The organism is Bradyrhizobium sp. SZCCHNS1050, from assembly GCF_032484785.1.
Classification (GTDB): Bacteria; Pseudomonadota; Alphaproteobacteria; order Rhizobiales; family Xanthobacteraceae; genus Bradyrhizobium.
Window position 1 is genome coordinate 1 of the sequence record NZ_JAUETR010000003.1, and the last position, 16,672, is coordinate 16,672.

A 16,672-nucleotide genomic window follows, 5' to 3' on the forward strand; every position below is an offset into this window, starting at 1 on the left:
GCTGCGCTTCATGCTCTGGTCCTCGTTGGGCCAGAACGAACTTCAAACTGGATTAAGCCCCAGGGGCAAGGTCACCGGCGATGACTCGCGGCGCGACCGAGGGCAGGCTGCGATGCTAGGATGACCACGCCGCATCGGTTCGCCTGTGCGGCCAACGTGATTGAATTGATCGAACGCGGTTGAATCGATCGAGAGGCGCGGATGGAAACGACCTCGGCAGCGCAGCCGCATCGCCTGAGCGCAATTGCGAGCTTTCATGCCCACATCTATTTCGATGATGCCACTCGAGCCGAAGCGGCACAGCTGCGGCAGTGGATGGCCGACCGCTTCCTCGTGACGCTCGGGCGTTGGCATGACGCGCTGGTCGGGCCTCACGAGCGGCCGATGTATCAAGTTGCCTTCGCGGTCGACGTGTTTCCAGCGCTGGTGCCATGGCTGATGCTCAATCATGGCCGCCCCAGCGTGCTCGTGCATCCGAATACGACGGAGCCGTTGGCCGATCACACCGCGCACGCGTTGTGGATCGGACCGCCGCTCGGCATCCGCGGTGAGAATCTTCCTTCGCACGGCGAGGCAGAGCTGCCGCGCGAACCGAACAGCACGCCGACGATCGCCGCCTGAGCTCGCGTGCCCACTGGTGACCGCTCCGTCTCGGCACGCTCGGAGCCTTCAGACTTGCCGGACTACAGCGTGCGCGCGAGATCGAACGCGCGGAGAATGACCTCGGCGGCATCGATGTCGAAATTGCTCGGGCCGAGCAGGCGCGGCGCCAGCGGGCGGCGGCCGGGCAGGGCATGTCCGCCACCTTCGACGCGATACAGCGACACGCCGCCGATCACCTGACAATCGCGCCAGCTGAGTTGCGTGACGGAGGTGTCGCCGGCGAGATCCCGATGCGGCAGCGCCACGGCCTGCCGTGCGCTGCAACCGTCGCGCCGCGCAAAGAACTCCGCCGTCTTTTCAGCGCTCCACACCCGCCCGCGCCCGCCGCGCAGCCCGACCTCGCCGCCGCGATAGGGCACCATGGGATCAGCCGTGCCGTTGATCATCACCACCGGCACCGGCCGCGCGGTGCAGGGCTCGATGCCTTCAGGCATGTTGGCGATCACCGTGCCGATGCCGGCAAACAGCTCCGGCGCCTTGCAGGCCAGGGTGAAGCTCATCATGCCGCCATTCGAGATGCCGGCGAGATAGATGCGCCGGGAATCGGCCGTGCCGTCGGCGACGAGCTGCCGGACCAAGTTGCGGATGAAGCCGATATCATCGGGACCGCCGGAGCGGCCGTCGCGGCCGTCATTCCATTGCCGGTCGACGCCGTCGGGAAAGACCGCGGCGAAGCCATGGGCTCTCGCGGCTTCGGCAAAGCCTGTCGTGCGGGCGGTGCCGGCGCCGCTGCCGAGCGCGCCATGGAGCACGATCACGGTCGGCTGTGGCGTCCTGCCCGTGGTCATCACCAGCGCATGACGCGGGCCGTCGCTTGTATCGAGGATGATGCCGCGCTCGGCGGCGAGCGCCGTGGTCGACACGAGCAGAGCGGCCGCCATGGCGGCCATGAACGATCGGCGATGTGACATCATGAGCATCCTTCTCGGCTGGCGGGGGACTCCCCTTGGTGGAGCTTCTCTCCGGGCGCGGCGGTGAGCACGCGCAGCCGCATGGCCCAGCTCCGGGCTGCCGCGAGATCGCGGGCGATCGCAAGCCATTCGCCAAATGCGATCCGCAACGGATTGACGCTCGGCGCAACGCCGACGAGGCCGTAGCGCAAGGTCTCGCCGGCCGGGGCCTCGGCGAAACTACCGAACAGCCGGTCGAAAATGATGAGCATGCCGCCATAATTGCGATCGAGACAGGACGCGTTGGCCGCGTGGTGAACGCGGTGATGTCGCGGCGTGTTCAGCACATATTCGAGCGGACCGAGACGCGGTGCGAGCTCGGTATGGATGAAGAATTGGTAGAGCAGATTGACGCCGAGCATGGCGATGATCGCGAGCGGATGGAAGCCGAGCAGCGCCAGCGGCAGATAGAACAGAAAATGTCCGGAGATCTCGCTTGTCCAGCCGAGACGAATGGCCGCCGTCAGGTTCAGATGCGTCGAAGAGTGATGCACGGCATGCGTGGCCCACAGCCAGCGAACCCGATGCGAGGCGCGATGGTGCCAATAATAGACGAACTCACTGGCGAGAAACAATGCGAGCAGGGCCAGCGGCCGGCTCGGATCGAAATCGAACATCCTGTGGCGATAGGCGATGATGAAGGGAACGGCTGCGACGAGCGCGACCATTGCGCGGATGAGGTGCTGTCCGACCGCGATGGCGAACGAGGCTGCGGTCTCGCGCAGGTCGTGAGTCTCGCGACCGGCGAGCCGGCCGAGCCCATATTCCAGCGTCATGAAGCCGACCGCCGTCAGCAGCACGATCATGCGGGTCGATGGGGGCAGGGACGGGAGGATGGGCATGGCGCGTGTCCGGCGTCATCGGATGGAGACGGCGTGCCGGTCCGCTCCGGAACAGCAAGCGGACCGGCGATGTCAATTGCTTCGGGAGGACCACGGCCAGCGGCGCCGCGGCGTCCGCTCAGCGCGTGACGGTGCGGCTGTAGCTGTAGGAATTGCCGCGCGGTCCCGTGCCCTGGCCCTGCCGGGTGCAGCTGCCGTCGCTGCAGCTCGCGGAGCCAGAGCGCGACCAGCTGCGGCCGGCGGGACCCGTGCCGCCACCCTGCCAGGCGCAGGCACCCCCGGAGCAACTGCCGGAGCCGCCAAATGAGGTGGTGCCGCGCGGTCCGGTGACCGAGCCGCTGCGGGTCCAGGCATTCGCGTCGACCGCCGCTGCCGCCGAAAGGACTGCCACGAGCAGAAATGTCGCGATGGATGTCTTCACGTCAGTCTCCCAATTCGTTCGCGCGGGCGATCGTGTCGCCTGCAGAGGGATACTGCGCGTTCGATGTCGCGGCCGGATGCACCGCCGGTGTCGTTTGGTCGCGGCGATTGGCTGGATTGTCACGGCTTGTCACACGACGGCCGTCCGATGCCGCAACCTTGAGCGGGGCGGACTCCGGCCCGCCGCTCCCGTTCAGGCCGCTACCGGCCCGCCGTTGCGCTTCACCACCGGGTCTTCGTCGCCGTGTTGACGTTGATCACCGCGGTGGCCGTGTTGGACGTCGTCGTTGCCGTGTTGTTGATCAGGGTCAGAAGCTTGTAGTAGTCGACGACCTTGGCATTGGCGACGTACATCACGTCCTTGCTGCGCATCTGGAAGCCCGAAGCCAGCAGCATGCCGGAGGGATCGCGCAGGTTGACGTGGTAGATGGTCGGAATGCGGTCGTAGATGAAGCGGCTGGTATCGATGCCGAGCTTCTGCAGCAGCGGGCGCTCCTCGTAGCGATAGAGGAAGACCTCGGCGGGATCCGATTGCTGGTCGTTCAGGCCGCCCGCCTTGCCGATCGCCTGGGCCAGCGTCAGCGTCTCCGTATCGAACGCAATCTCGGAATTGAAGCCGAAGACGTTCTGGTTGAGGGCGCCGAGGGCCGTAAACGTCGGGGATTCCCGCGTGATGTAGATGACGTCGTTCGGGCGGATGAAGATGTTCTCGCGCGGATCCTGCACCACGCGGCTGAGCAGCACGCGCACGCGCTTGCCGTCCCGCTGCAGCGTCACGTAGCTTTCGATCGCCTCGTGCCTCGGGCCGCCCGCACGCGCGATCACCGCCAGCAGGCGTTCACCCACGCTGTTGAGGGCCAGCACGCCCGGCGTGTTGACGTCGCCGAGCACGCTGACCACGCTGGAATGCTGCTGGTTCAGGCTGACCACGACCTGCGGCTCGAGGGCGCGCTTCTGCAGCCGGAGGACGATCTCCTGCTCGATCTGCGGCAGCGTCCGGCCGGCGGCGGCGATCTCGCCCGCATAGGGAACGCGGATATTGCCTTGCTGGTCCACCGCCTGCGCCGGCAGATCCACGAAGTTGCCAGGTCGGGCGCCGGCGGCGGTGGCCGGCGTGAACAGCCCGCCTGGGGCGGCTTCGAAAATGGACACGTTCAGCACGTCACCGATGCCGGCGAGCTGCACCGGCTTCGGCCGCTTGTCGGGAAACACGCCCTGGAACGTGACCATGTTGGGCTGCGACAGGAAGCCGATCGTCTCGGGGCTGACGTCGACCAGCGCATAGGGGAGCGCCGTATTCGACCGCACGCTGGCCGTGGCATTGTCGCTCACTGCGTCGCTGGTCGGCCCCGTCCCGGGAAGCAGGGAGCAGGCTGGCAGAAGCGCCAGGATCGCCAGAGTTAAGAGCGCGCGCGAGCCACGGCGAAGGCCACGAAAGCCCTTCGGGCCCGCTGCGCTCTTGCGCACAGCAGCCCCGCCACCGGTCGACCCGGGCGGCTTGAGCAAGGCTTTCAAACGCTTCCCCAAATACAGCAAAAATACGTTCCCCACGCTGCTCCCTCACCAAGAAGGGAGAACGTCCCACTTGTTTCAACCTACCCGGCGGCCATACCGGACGAAAGCGCACCGCCATTCCGGTTGGTCCGCTTTTGCCCGGCCGTGCCAATTAGGCCACAGTCTGACATTACCATATTACCACTCAAGGCTGTCAACGCCGCCGGAGGGTCCCGCGGTGGAGGGATGATCCATTCGACCTAACAGAACCCGAGCAATTTTAAGCACAAAGCCGTTGCGCAACGGTTAGCCTGAGTCGCTTCGCTCGAGCAGGCGCGACGACCTCGCAGTCCGCGCAGCGCGTCGGTGAGCCGAGGCAGCCGGACAGCCGAGGGAGGCGAACCCGCGCCGCCCAGGCGCCTCTGTAATCGGCGAGATTCGAAGGCCGTGCGGGCGGCGGGACCGCATGCGGGCGGCCGGTTGTCCTAGGCCGCCGATCAAGTCTATGCTGCTGCGCCAGCCTTTGAGGCTGTTTGCAACGGAGCACGCAATTGTCGAACGTGATCAGGATCGCCGCAGGCGCTTTCGCGATCGCCCTCACGGGCCTATCCGATCCCGCGTCGGCGCGCGGCCTCTATCCGCTGACGGAGTGCGGGCCGGATCTCAGCCGACTCTGCCGGCTGCACGGGGCATTCGAGGCCACTCCGTTTCATTACAATCTCGCGATTCATCCCGGATGCATTCGGCGCGTCGCCGTCGAGACGCCCCGGGGCGTGCTGTACCGCCGCGCGCTGGTGTGCGGGGCGCCGGCGCGGCCCATGTTGTGGTAACCTGGGCCCCTTCCTCGACGTCTCCGAACGGCGCTGGACGCTCCGCTCGGCCGAGTCATGGTCAAGCTCGGCGCAAGATGGCGGCCGCGATGGCCGATAAGGGCGGTGCTCGGCCGGTCCCGCCGCGTTCGGGGAGCGTCGATCATCGCGCAGACGATTAAATGGGCAGCTCCGCACCGTATTCTTACGTAATCTAGAATTAAATTAATTGTGTAGAGACGATTCTGCACGGTCGGAGACATAAAAGGGTAGACTGAACAAACTAAAGCTTCAATTGTACCGGACGAAAGGTACTTAAAAATACCTTTCTGGCAATGCGGTAGCATTTTACTGCAAACCGCAGCGAGCGCTAGAAGTATTTAATGTCTTGATGTCAAATGGTAAATTAACTTGTCGCGAGTGGTTAATTTAATGCCGAAAATCGAATTCGTGCATCGTTGCGATGACGGTTCGGCGGCATTCGGCGAAGAAGCCCTCGAAACTCGCCAACGAGTGGGGTCCGTCCTTGTGTGACGAGCTTGGTGCCGCGTTGATTGAGGATATTGAGATGGGTGGCGGCGGTAGCGCTTTGAAGGCCGTCCTGAAATCGCTGAATAAAATACGCCTTGCCAAATTACGTTTCGGCCGGCCAACGTCGGGCCGTTCGCAGCAATCCGCGCTGCGGTCGCAGATCGAGCTTTGTGATGCCTTGCTCGATGAGATCCAATCCATCAGCAGCAGCCTCGGCAAACGCGCGAAGAAGTCCACGGCTTCCAGGCGTCGCCCGATGGCCACGCGGCACGGCCGCGGGACGGCGCACTTGATTCCGCCCCGGCCGGCGGTGCCGGGTCGAACCAGGCAGCAGAAATAATCGCATCGGAATTTGATCGCCGCGCCGGCCGGCCGTCATGGCCGCGCCGGTTGCCGGCGCGAGGCGACAGCCGCTCGGCATTGACCCCTGATGACGCATCAGGTCGCCCAGTGCGGCTGTCGGTGGCGCTCGACGGCCGGATGTCATCTGGACGTTCTTCAGCCGTCGTGTCCCGCAAGACGGCGCTCCGAGACGGGCCGGAAACCATATCGCGGCGAACCATGCGATGCTGCCGCTTCACCTGGCGCACGGGCCTCTGACGTAGCCCCCACGAGCGATGACTTTGGACAACGGGTGCCGGGATCGGCCGCCGGGTGTCCGCAGCCGTCCTCAACCTCACGGCCGATCGCAGCGGCAGTTAGTTCCGCTGCCGATGGTGTGCCCGTCTGACGCCGCGCGCCCCCCGGATGCTGTCGGCGCGACGTGAGCGAGTCTGATTCGCGCGAACGCTCCTGAAGGGTTCAATATTTGGGGAAGGCGTTTGATTCGCCGGAACAATGTCGGCGGCTTTGCGGCATATTCACGATGGCGTGCTCAATTAAACTCGCTCGCGACATTTTGTGCGCATGCAAAAATATCTCGGTCCGGGTTATCAGGGTGCTCGCTCGAATAGGTTGTAAGTCCGCCGCGGCAGCTTTGAAAACCATGGCGTGGGGAGAATATCAGCTATCAAATACGCGCAAGTTCGATCATCGAAACTACGTCACTTTGACGCGGTCTTGCCGTAATATGCTGCGAATTCGTCGCAGAATCGTGTTGATTCGGCGACTTCTTCCGGTGTGCAGACGAATGCTGCCGCAATCTCGAAGGCGGCGCGACATCGTTTCGGAAACGGGGTTGCAGGTTGTACTTTATTTGAGTTACAACCATTTGGCTTGGCCGGGGTGGTATAACTCAAATATTCAGTTTTTCCGACCACGAGCCACTTGCGGAACGAAATACCGAATTATATGACGTTAATCCGGCAGGATAGAGATCACAGACAAAGGTCGCTGTATGTCCACCAAGAAGATCGATTTCGAGGCGATGTCCTTCGATGACCTCTGGTCTCTCCACGAGCAGATCAGTCAGATCCTCGCCGTGAGGATCACGTCGGAGAAGCGCGAGCTCGAACGTCGACTGGCGGTTCTCAACCGCAGCCGCGGTGCCATCGAAGGTGCCGGCAGCGAGAGTGGGCAGTCCTACACCACGAGCGGCAAGGCGCGGCGCAAATATCCCCGCGTGCTGCCGAAGTATCGCAATCCGCAGACCTCCGAGACCTGGTCCGGCCGAGGCAAGCAGCCGCGTTGGCTGGTGGCGGCGATCAAGACCGGGCATCGGATCGAGGAGTTTGCGATCAATGGGGCTGCCGCTTCGAAAAGTCGCCGTCAGCGCGCCTGATCGAGGTAGCTTCAGTCAGGCCCGTTCAGAGTTTGAGCGACGTGCCGCGTCGATGCGGCACCTGATTCGCACTGTCTGCATTGGGGAGCGACATGTGAGCGGTCTGACGCCCATGTTGCGATCCGCCGGCCAAAACCCTGAAATCGGTCCGATCTGCCCGCACGGCTCCGCCGATGGGCTCGCGATCATCATCCGTTGCGAATGCGCCTAATAGGCATTGTTGCCGCGGATCAGCTCGATCGGCGTCCTCAGCAGGATCGCGATGTCGAGCGACAGGCTCCAATTGTCGATGTACCAGAGATCGAATTCGACGCGCTGTTCGATCGACGCACGCGTGGGCGTCGGGCCGCGGCAGCCATGCACCTGCGCCCAGCCGGTCAGTCCGGGCTTGACGCGGCGACGGAACGCGTAGTTGCGCACGAGCTTGTCGAATTCGTTGTCGTGCGCCAATGCGTGGGGGCGGGGACCGACCAGGGACATGCTGCCGTCCAGGACGTTGAGCAGCTGCGGCAGCTCATCGATGCTGGTCCGGCGCAGCCAGGTCCCGAGCCGGGTGAACCGGCTGTCGCCGATCTGGGCCTGGACGATCGAAGGCCCGTCCTCGAGAACGGACATCGTGCGAAACTTGTAGATCTGAAAAGATCGGCCGTTGAATCCACAGCGCTGCTGCCGGAACAGCACTGGCCCGGCCGAGTCGAGCTTGATGGCGATCGCCACCAGCAGCAGCAGCGGCGACATCAATGCCAGCGCGATGCCCGCCAGCATGACATCCATGAGCCGCTTGGTGGCGTGTTCGAGCGGGCTCAGCAGGCCGCGCTGCAGCTCGATGCAGACCGCATTGCCGAGCTCGCGGCACGGCCGCTTGAAGAGGTCCGACGCCGTTCCGAGCGGCACGAAACTCACTGGAAACGGCAGGACTCTCAGCTCGGCGCCGAGCGTGCGCAGGTCGGACAAGGGTTCGGGATTGGCGCCGACGACGATCTCTTCGATGTCGGAGCCGCGCACATAGTCGATCACGCTGGAGACGATCCGCTGTCGCTGATCCGGATCCGCGTCGGGCTCGGGAAGCAGGAAGTGTCGCTGGACGCGAAAGCCGGTGTCGGTGAGCACCTGGGTCAGTCCAGGGTTGTCCTTGCTGGCTTCATCGGTGATCAGAACGATGTTGCGGCCCGAAAACCGTCTCTCCGCCAGCCCCTTTGCCAGCAGATAGGCGGTGGTCCGGCGATGCAGGATCAGCGCCACGAGCCCGAGCATCGCGAATACGATGCTGCTGCCGCGTGAGAATTCGCTCCCGATCTTGAGCGCGAACAGCGCGCCGGCCAACACGAGGAACGCCGTGACCCAGGTCAGGCAGGCCGCGCGGATCTGGCGCGGCAGGATCAGCAGCTCGGCCGGCCGGTACATCCCGCGGATCTTCATCAGCGAGACGAACAGTGCCGACACGAGGATCGCCAGGCCGAGCGATTTACTGACGTCGTTGGCGCCCGCCGCATCCTGCAGGTGATACAGAAACCCGGACAGGACGCTCGACATGGTGATCGTTGCGATGTCCGCCACGATCGCGAAGGGCTCCACCGAGTCGTAGTGGACGGGCCATTTGCGCCCTTGGAATTGCCGTTCCACGAGGACGGTCGGCATTCCGTTTCGGTCGAGAGTCTCGGGCTGATCCACGTAATGCATGGGATGTCGGTGTTCGAAACTCGGTTAAATAGCGGTTAGCCGTCATTATATGTTTTGGTATTTAATTTAAACAGTTAAAAATTGCCATTGGGATTTATTCGCGCCGCCGGATTATCTCCCGATACCGCGGATCATCTCCCGATACCGCGACGAGGTCGATGACACCGGAATGGCGGTTCTTGAAGCGCGGAAACGATGCCGAGCGCGCGCCCTCCAGGCGGTCCCGGCAAATGCCGGTGTGGCGGATTAATGTTCGTGCGGCGGATATTTCAATGCCGGACGCCAAGAACGGCATTTAAAAATAAATATAATTGGATTATTAATCCGGAGCCGGGCGCCCGCGACGCGGGTGACGTCCGCAGCAGACCGAATGCAGGGGAGGTTTTCCTCGCGCAGTCGGGAGGGCGAAACGGGGGCACGGCGAGCCGTCTCCGAGGCCGGCCGGCGAGATTGGAAGATAATGATGCTCATTTCAACGATCGAGAACCCGAAGGACGTCGCGCCATGAAGGTCGTATTGTTCTGTGGAGGACTCGGGACGCGGATCCGGGAATACTCCGACAGCATTCCGAAGCCGATGATCCCGATCGGCCATCAGCCGATCCTCTGGCATGTCATGCAGTATTACAGCCAGTACGGGCACCGGGATTTCGTTCTGTGCCTGGGCTACAAGGCCAATGTGGTGAAGGAGTATTTCCTGAACTACAATCAGGCGTCCACCACCGACTGTACGATCTCGCAGTTCGGCAGGAAGGTCGAGCTGCTGGGCGATCGCCCACCGGATTGGCGGGTCTCGCTGGTGGACACCGGCATCTGGCGCAACATCGGCCAGCGACTGCGGGCCGTCCGGCACATGGTCGAGGGCGAGGAGATCTTTCTCGCCAACTACAGCGACGGCCTGACGGACGCGCCGCTGCCGGAGATGATCGATCGTTTCAAGCGCAGCGGGAAGATCGGCTGCTTCATCGCCATCCATCCGCCGATCAGCTTCCACCTCGCCGAATTCGACGCCGACGGCACCGTGGGCCGCATGGCGGCGAGCAATGATTCCAACATCTGGATCAACGGCGGCTACTTCATCTTCCGCAAGGAGATCTTCGACTATATCGAGGAGGGGGATGAGCTGGTCGTGCAGCCGTTCAAGCGGCTGATCGACCGCGGCGAGCTGATGGCCTACCGCTACGAAGGGTTCTGGCGGGCCATGGACACGCTCCGCGACCGCCAGGTGCTCGAGGAGATGATCGAGCGCGGCGACACGCCTTGGCATCTCGGCTCCAGCCTTCCGGCTGTGGTGAACGGATGAGGGCGCTGCAGCTCGCCGGTCGCGGCGACCGGCTGTCGGTCCTGTGCCTCGGTGCGCATTCCGACGACATCGAGATCGGCGCCGGAGGCACGCTGCTGTCCTGGCTCGACCAGGGCATCCGCCTGGATGTTCATTGGTGCGTGCTCAGCGGCAATGGCGAGCGCGGCGTCGAGGCGCGGGCGTCTGCCGAGGATTTCCTCGCCGAGGCCGCCGGCCGCAATCTCGAGATCATGCAGTTCCGCGACGGCTTCTTCCCCGAGCAGGGCGAGGAGATCAAGGCCTGGTTCGAGCAGCTCAAGGGCCGCATCAATCCCGACGTCATCCTCGCCCACCGCCGCGACGACGCCCATCAGGACCATCGGCAGGTCAACCGCCTGGTCTGGAACACGTTCCGCGATCATCTCGTCCTGGAGTACGAGATTCCGAAATGGGATGGCGATCTCGGACGGCCCAATGTCTACATGCCCGTCTCCGAGCGGATCATGAAGCGGAAGGTCGCGCTGCTGATGGCGCATTTCGGCAGCCAGCGCTCCAAGCAATGGTTCGACCCGGAAACGTTCATGGGACTGGCGCGGTTGCGGGGCATGGAATGCCGCGCCGCCGAGCGCTATGCCGAGGCATTCGTCGCGCGCAAGCTGTCACTGGGGTGAACGGCGGCCGAAGGCGCTCGCCGCGAAGGGCGCATCGATATCCGATCGGCGAGGAGATGATCGGCGCTTGGCCGCGATGCGTCGCTGCGCCCGGCGGTCAGCCGGCCGCCCGTCGGGGAAGTTCGACGATCTCCTCTGCCGGCGGGCGCTCGATTGCGGTGGACGGCACCTTCTCCAGCCAGACCTCGCGCCACCACGCATAGATGCCGCGTGGGCAGAACAACCGGTTCTCGCTGTAGCGCGACTGGCAATAGACGCCGTCGAGGATGACGGCCGGCGTCTTCATCCGCCGGATGTAGCCGGTGCGTTCGTCGATGAACTTCTCGACCCGCGTTCGCACCCGGAACACCTTGCCGCAATAGGGCACCATCTCGGCGTCGAAGCCCATGCCGCGGTTGTTGGTCTGTTTGTCGATGGTGGCCAGGATGTCCTGGTGCGGGCGCACGCGGACAAGATCACCGGGCTGCAGCCCGAGATCGGCGATCGGCGCGTCCTTGTCCGTTAGGAGATCGCCGCGCTTGCGCGGAAACGGTACGCCGCCCCACAGCGACTGGACGCGGTCGTAGATCCAACGCGCGGGCCGGCCGAGCCGGGGACGACGCGCCATGGTGGCGCCGACATAGGCGAAGTAGAGGAAGCCCCGGAACATCTTCGCGAGCGAGACATTGCCGGACGCGATGTCCTCGGCGTATTGCCGGGCGTCCCACCATTTGAGCGGCTGGGTGTAGGTCGGCAGCTCGGTCGCCTGGCAGGCGTAGCGCGGGCCCTTTCCCGGCTGCTGGTCCGGCGACTTGGTCGCATCCCACACCGCGCGCACCGTGCAGCCGCCGGGCGGCGGAAGGGGAGCCGCGCGATCCGGGCCGGCCGACGCTGGTTTGGCCGGATCGACCGGGGTGAGCCACGCCTCCTTCCAGAAGATCAGGCAGGCCGCCTGGCAGCCGCCATAGGCCTCGCCGTCGCAGCGATGCTCGAGATGCACCGCGTCGGGGAGGCGCCGTCCGAGCCACTCTCCGGTGTTGTATCCGGTGACCGTGTCGCAGGTCTTGTGGGCGCGCTTGTAGACCTGGAAGCGCTGGCCGCACCATTTGAACATCTGCGGCATGAACGGCAACCCTTCGAGGCGTCCGTTGGCATCGAGCGTCGCCAGGATCTCTTCCTTGCTGCGCACTTCGACCCAGTCGCCGGCGGATAGTGTCATGCTCTGTCTTTCAATGCTTCAATCAATGCGTCATCGAGGCGGGCGGGGCATCCCGCGCGGGACGCCTCATTTGCAGGGATCGAATTAAAGCTGCCGAGGTCTGCGATCAACATTTGTTCGTTTTGCGGCATTATTTAATTGAGCGAATTAATTAAATCAAGAGGGGGCCTGATGCCGCGCCGGCCGGATGATCGCAACATCAGGCGGGTCGGGGTAAATACACGGGTTTTCCCGGAGTTTTGTGCGTCGTGCCGGAGAAATCGGCGGGCGGCGTCGCTTGCCGACGGATTCACTGGACGCTGGCTAGAATATTAAATTATAATCCACTACAGGATGATTTAAATTCTTGTTTTGGCTTGTGGCATAGAGGGTGCGATTTTGAAGGTACTGATCACCGGAAACATGGGCTATGTGGGTCCGGTCGTCGCGCGGCATCTGCGGGCGCAGCGCCCGGATGCGACGCTGCACGGCTTCGACAACGCCTATTTCGCGCACTGCCTGACCGGAGCGCCGGTTGTTCCGGAGCGATGTCTCGACGAGCAGATCCATGGCGACGTCCGCGACATGTCGCTCGACCTCCGCGGTTATGACGCCGTGGTCCAGTTGGCGGCGATCTCCAACGATCCGATGGGCAATCGCTTCCAGGATGTGACGCTCGACGTCAACCAGAATGCCACCGTATCGCTCGCCAGGAGGGCTGCGGCGGCCGGCGTGAAGAATTTCGTGTTCGCGTCGAGCTGCAGCGTCTACGGCATCGCCGACGGACCGCCGCGCAAGGAGAGCGATCCGCTCAATCCCATCACGGCCTACGCCAAGTCGAAGATCGGATCGGAGCAGGAACTCGCCGCGATCGACACCGGCATGACCATCACCTGTCTGCGCTTTGCGACGGCCTGCGGCATGTCGGATCGGCTGCGGCTCGACCTCGTCCTCAACGATTTCGTGGCCTGCGCGCTCACCCGTCGCCAGATCAGCGTGCTCTCCGACGGCACCCCGTGGCGTCCTCTGATCGACGTCGCCGACATGGCGCGGGCGATCGACTGGGCCATCGACAGGCCGGCGGCGACGGGCGGCCGCTTCCTCACCGTCAATGCCGGCTCGGACGACCGCAACTACCAGGTCAAGGATCTCGCCAACGCGGTGGCTGCGCGCGTGCCGGGGACCAGCGTGTCGATCAACACCTCCGCGCCGGTGGACAGCCGCTCCTACAAGGTCGATTTCGGCCTGTACCGCTCCCTCGCCCCTGATCATCAGCCGCAGGTCACCCTCGACCAGTCGATCCAGAACCTGGTCGATGGTCTCAAGAGAATGCAGTTCAAGGATGCCGAGTTTCGCTCGTCCGATCTGATCCGTCTCAAGGTCCTGCAGGAACACATGGAGACGGCCAGGATCAACGACAGGTTGCAATGGACGTGATCGCGCCGGGGCAGACGCTTCGCCTCAGCCGGCAAAGACAGTAGTGACGGAGACATCATGGAACTGACCCTTCCCACCGCCGTCGGCGTCGCGCCCAAGTGCCGGCACTGCGGCGACGACCTGACCCTCAAGCTGATCGACCTCGGCGCCTCGCCGGTTGCGAACGACTACATCGATCCGGCCAACTATATGCGCGCGGAGCCGTTCTATCCGCTGGAGACCTTCGTCTGCCGCGAGTGCCGTCTGGCGCAGACACGCGACCTCCTGGCCGCGTCCGAGATCTTCCGCGCCGACTATGCCTATTTCTCCTCGCACTCCACCTCGTGGCTCGAGCACGCGCGGTGCTACGTCGAAGCCATGGCCGATCGCTTCAAGCTCGGTCCGGCCTCGCGGCATGTCGAGATCGCGTCAAATGACGGGTATCTGCTGCAATACTCCCTCCAGAAGGGGATCGACTGCCTCGGCGTCGAACCCTGCGAAAGCGTTGCGCTGGCCGCGCGCGCCAAGGGCATCGAGACCCGGGTCGAGTTCTTCGGCCGCGACTATGCGGCCCGCCTCCGGGAGGAGGGCTGGTCGGCCGATCTCCTCACGGCCAACAACGTGCTCGCACATGTTCCCGACATCAACGACTTCGTCGGCGGCGTCAAAATCCTGCTGGCCCCCGAGGGCGTCGCGACCTTCGAGGTTCAGCACCTGCTGACCTTGATGCAGCGGCATCAGTTCGACACCATCTATCACGAGCATTTCTCCTATCTGTCGCTGATCGCGGGCCTGCGCATCTTCGCCCAAGCGGGCTTGCGGGTGTTCGACGTCGAGCTCCCGGAAACGCATGGCGGCTCGATCCGGTTCTTCGTCTGCCACGCGGGCGCCGCTCATGCGGAGAGCCCGAACGTCGCCGATGTTCTGGCACGAGAGCGGGCCTATGGGCTGCATGACGACGCGATCTACATGGCCTGGAACGAGCAGGTCAAAGAGACGAAGCGGGCGCTGCTCGAGCTGCTGACGGCGCTGAAGCGCGACAACAAGAAGATCGTCGGTTACGGAGCCCCGGCGAAGGGCGTGACGCTGCTCAATTATTGCGGGATCCGCACCGATTTTCTCGACTTCACGGTCGATCGCGCCCCGTCCAAGCAGGGCCGCTACATGCCGGGCGTGCGCATTCCGATCCTGCCGCCGGAAGCGATCTTCGAAGCCAGGCCCGACTACGTCCTGATCCTGCCGTGGAACATCAAGAGCGAGATCAAGGCGCAGATGGCGGCCATTCGCGATTGGGGCGGCCGCTTCATCGTGCCGGTCCCCAAGGCCACCATCGAGGAGTAGAGCAAGGCATTGCCGCACGATTGCGCGAAGAGTTTTGAGCCATGAGGTTTGTCCAGCTGGGACGTTCGGATGCGCGGCTGATCGAGCTGACCGTTCGGTCCGACGAGCGCGGCAGCTTCACGCGAACCTGGTGCGCGAAGACCTTTGCGGAGCAGGGCATCGCGTTTGTCCCGGTGCAGGGCAACAGCTCGGTGACCCGACGCCGCGGCACCGTCCGCGGAATGCATTTCCAGCGTGCGCCGAAGCCTGACGCCAAGATCGTCCGCTGCAGCGCCGGCTTGATCCACGACGTCATCGTCGACATCAGGCCGGAGTCTGCGACGCGCGGCGAGGTCTATGCTTGTGAGCTCGGTCCCTCGACGGCGCGGATGCTCTACGTCCCCGCGGGCTTTGCCCACGGATTCCAGACGCTGACCGACGACGTGACGGTCGAGTATCTGATGGGCGAGGATTATGTCGAGGAGCTCTCGGACGGTTTCCGGCACGACGATCCGATGATCGGCATCCGATGGCCGCAGCCGGTGACGGTGTTGTCGGCCAAGGATGCTGCCTGGCCTTCGCTTGCCGAACGGGGGCTGTGGTGAAGCAGCATGGCGGCGGCGCGGTGTCTTGGGGGAGGAATCTGGCGGCTCCGGAGCGGCCCGATCGCCTCGAAGGTTCTGACGATTTGTCGAGGAGGATCACGGAATGACGAACATTTTCGTTGATGCCATCATGCCCGATGACGAGCGGCGCCAGAAACTGTACGAGGGTGCGCTGTTCCTGTACTCGCCGACGCCTTCGCTCGATGCGCTGGTGGCGTTCGCCAGGGAGCTGATCGAGGAGGCGTTTCATCCTTACGATCCGCGGACGGCGCAATTCGAGCTTCCTGTCGAGCGCTACGTCGAGATTCTCGTCAGGCTGAAGCCATTCTTCATTCATCACGCCCGGTCGAAGGAGCTGGTGCAGGGAGCGCTCCGCGAGCTTGGCTGCGACCCCGAGCTGACCTATTTCGACGTGCCGCGGCTGCGGTCGGCAACGAGCGACGACTATCTCACCACCGGGATCGCATTCGCATTCCACCCTCATCGCGACACCTGGTACTCGGCGCCGCCGTGCCAGCTCAATTGGTGGCTGCCGGTGTATGACATTGCGCCGGACAACGGCCTTGCATTCCACCCGCGCTATTTCGACGAAGCGATCAAGAACGGCTCCAGAAACTATAACTATTACGAGTGGAACCGGACCTCACGCGCATCGGCGGCGCGGCACATCAAGACTGATACACGGGTGCAGCCGAAGCCGGAGCAGGAGATTGCACTGGATCCACAGATACGGGTGATCGCGCCGAGCGGCGGCGTCACGATCTTCTCCGGAGCGCATCTGCATTCGTCGGTGCCGAACACCTCGGGCGTGACGCGGTTCAGCATCGATTTCCGCACCGTGCATTTTGCCGACGTCAGCGGCCGGCGCGGCGCCATCAACGTCGATTCGGAGTCGACAGGCACGAGCCTGCGCGACTTCCTGCGGGTGACCGATCTTGCGCGGCTGCCTGAGGAGGTCGTCGCGCCATACGATCAGGTGGAAGCTCCCGCGGAGTATCTGGTCTACCAGCCGACGATCGTGCCGCTGCCGACCGGCGATCTCGCAGCCGATGCCGCCCAGGCGTCGGCCTGAATGATGGTGTAGGGTCGACGC

General features: G+C 63.9%; 16 protein-coding genes. 10 read left to right on the forward strand and 6 right to left on the reverse strand.

Features of this window, described 5'->3' with window-relative positions; translation table 11 throughout:
- The first annotated feature begins 201 nt into the window (after positions 1-201).
- Positions 202-621, forward strand: coding sequence for a DOPA 4,5-dioxygenase family protein (locus tag QX094_RS32070; protein WP_316184461.1), 420 nt, complete (start codon positions 202-204; stop codon positions 619-621).
- 62 nt (positions 622-683) lie between these two features.
- On the opposite strand, the gene QX094_RS32075 is transcribed toward QX094_RS32070, so the two are convergent.
- The 4 genes from QX094_RS32075 to QX094_RS32090 all read right to left on the reverse strand — a co-directional run bounded on the left by QX094_RS32075 (position 684) and on the right by QX094_RS32090 (position 4,207).
- Positions 684-1,574, reverse strand: coding sequence for an alpha/beta hydrolase family esterase (locus QX094_RS32075; RefSeq protein WP_316184460.1), 891 nt, complete (start codon positions 1,572-1,574; stop codon positions 684-686).
- Positions 1,574-2,455 (reverse strand): sterol desaturase family protein, encoded by an 882-nt coding sequence (locus QX094_RS32080; RefSeq protein WP_315717380.1) that lies wholly within the window; start codon positions 2,453-2,455, stop codon positions 1,574-1,576. Before QX094_RS32080 ends, QX094_RS32075 begins: the two co-directional genes overlap by 1 nt.
- Positions 2,456-2,573: 118 nt before the next feature.
- A complete protein-coding gene (locus tag QX094_RS32085) occupies positions 2,574-2,876 on the reverse strand; it encodes a hypothetical protein (protein ID WP_315717381.1) in 303 nt (100 codons plus the stop codon).
- Positions 2,877-3,097: 221 nt separating this feature from the next.
- Complete coding sequence (locus QX094_RS32090; protein WP_315717382.1) at positions 3,098-4,207, reverse strand: polysaccharide biosynthesis/export family protein; 1,110 nt, start codon at positions 4,205-4,207, stop codon at positions 3,098-3,100.
- Between the two features lie 722 nt (positions 4,208-4,929).
- Between QX094_RS32090 and QX094_RS32095 the strand changes: the two genes are divergently transcribed.
- From QX094_RS32095 to QX094_RS32105, 3 genes are all read left to right on the forward strand, one after another.
- Positions 4,930-5,199, forward strand: coding sequence for a hypothetical protein (locus QX094_RS32095; RefSeq protein ID WP_409977967.1), 270 nt, complete (start codon positions 4,930-4,932; stop codon positions 5,197-5,199).
- A 442-nt stretch (positions 5,200-5,641) separates the two neighbouring features.
- Positions 5,642-6,049: a hypothetical protein gene (locus QX094_RS32100; RefSeq protein ID WP_315717384.1), complete on the forward strand. Its 408-nt coding sequence runs from the start codon at positions 5,642-5,644 to the stop codon at positions 6,047-6,049.
- A gap of 996 nt (positions 6,050-7,045) precedes the next feature.
- Positions 7,046-7,429: an H-NS histone family protein gene (locus QX094_RS32105; protein WP_315717385.1), complete on the forward strand. Its 384-nt coding sequence runs from the start codon at positions 7,046-7,048 to the stop codon at positions 7,427-7,429.
- A gap of 207 nt (positions 7,430-7,636) precedes the next feature.
- Here QX094_RS32105 and QX094_RS32110 read toward each other — a convergent pair whose 3' ends face one another.
- On the reverse strand, positions 7,637-9,109 hold the full coding sequence (locus QX094_RS32110) for an undecaprenyl-phosphate glucose phosphotransferase (RefSeq protein ID WP_315752488.1): 1,473 nt from the start codon (positions 9,107-9,109) through the stop codon (positions 7,637-7,639).
- 504 nt (positions 9,110-9,613) lie between these two features.
- Between QX094_RS32110 and QX094_RS32115 the strand changes: the two genes are divergently transcribed.
- Together QX094_RS32115 and QX094_RS32120 are read left to right on the forward strand one after the other, a co-directional pair.
- Positions 9,614-10,411, forward strand: a complete 798-nt coding sequence (locus QX094_RS32115) for a glucose-1-phosphate cytidylyltransferase (RefSeq protein ID WP_315717387.1) — start codon at positions 9,614-9,616, stop codon at positions 10,409-10,411.
- On the forward strand, positions 10,408-11,061 hold the full coding sequence (locus QX094_RS32120; RefSeq protein WP_316164857.1) for a PIG-L deacetylase family protein: 654 nt from the start codon (positions 10,408-10,410) through the stop codon (positions 11,059-11,061). Before QX094_RS32115 ends, QX094_RS32120 begins: the two co-directional genes overlap by 4 nt.
- A gap of 97 nt (positions 11,062-11,158) precedes the next feature.
- Here QX094_RS32120 and QX094_RS32125 read toward each other — a convergent pair whose 3' ends face one another.
- Complete coding sequence (locus QX094_RS32125) at positions 11,159-12,259, reverse strand: hypothetical protein (RefSeq protein ID WP_316164858.1); 1,101 nt, start codon at positions 12,257-12,259, stop codon at positions 11,159-11,161.
- 378 nt (positions 12,260-12,637) lie between these two features.
- On the opposite strand from QX094_RS32125, the gene QX094_RS32130 reads away from it, so the two are divergent.
- From QX094_RS32130 to QX094_RS32145, 4 genes are all read left to right on the forward strand, one after another.
- Positions 12,638-13,675, forward strand: coding sequence for an SDR family oxidoreductase (locus QX094_RS32130; protein WP_315752491.1), 1,038 nt, complete (start codon positions 12,638-12,640; stop codon positions 13,673-13,675).
- Positions 13,676-13,732: 57 nt separating this feature from the next.
- On the forward strand, positions 13,733-14,995 hold the full coding sequence (locus QX094_RS32135; protein ID WP_315752492.1) for a class I SAM-dependent methyltransferase: 1,263 nt from the start codon (positions 13,733-13,735) through the stop codon (positions 14,993-14,995).
- A gap of 41 nt (positions 14,996-15,036) precedes the next feature.
- The gene (locus QX094_RS32140) at positions 15,037-15,579 is read left to right on the forward strand and encodes a dTDP-4-dehydrorhamnose 3,5-epimerase (protein WP_315752493.1); all 543 of its coding nucleotides are present in this window, start codon (positions 15,037-15,039) and stop codon (positions 15,577-15,579) included.
- 103 nt (positions 15,580-15,682) lie between these two features.
- Entirely contained in the window at positions 15,683-16,651 is a 969-nt protein-coding gene (locus QX094_RS32145) for a phytanoyl-CoA dioxygenase family protein (protein ID WP_315752494.1), read from the forward strand.
- Positions 16,652-16,672: the final 21 nt, after the last annotated feature.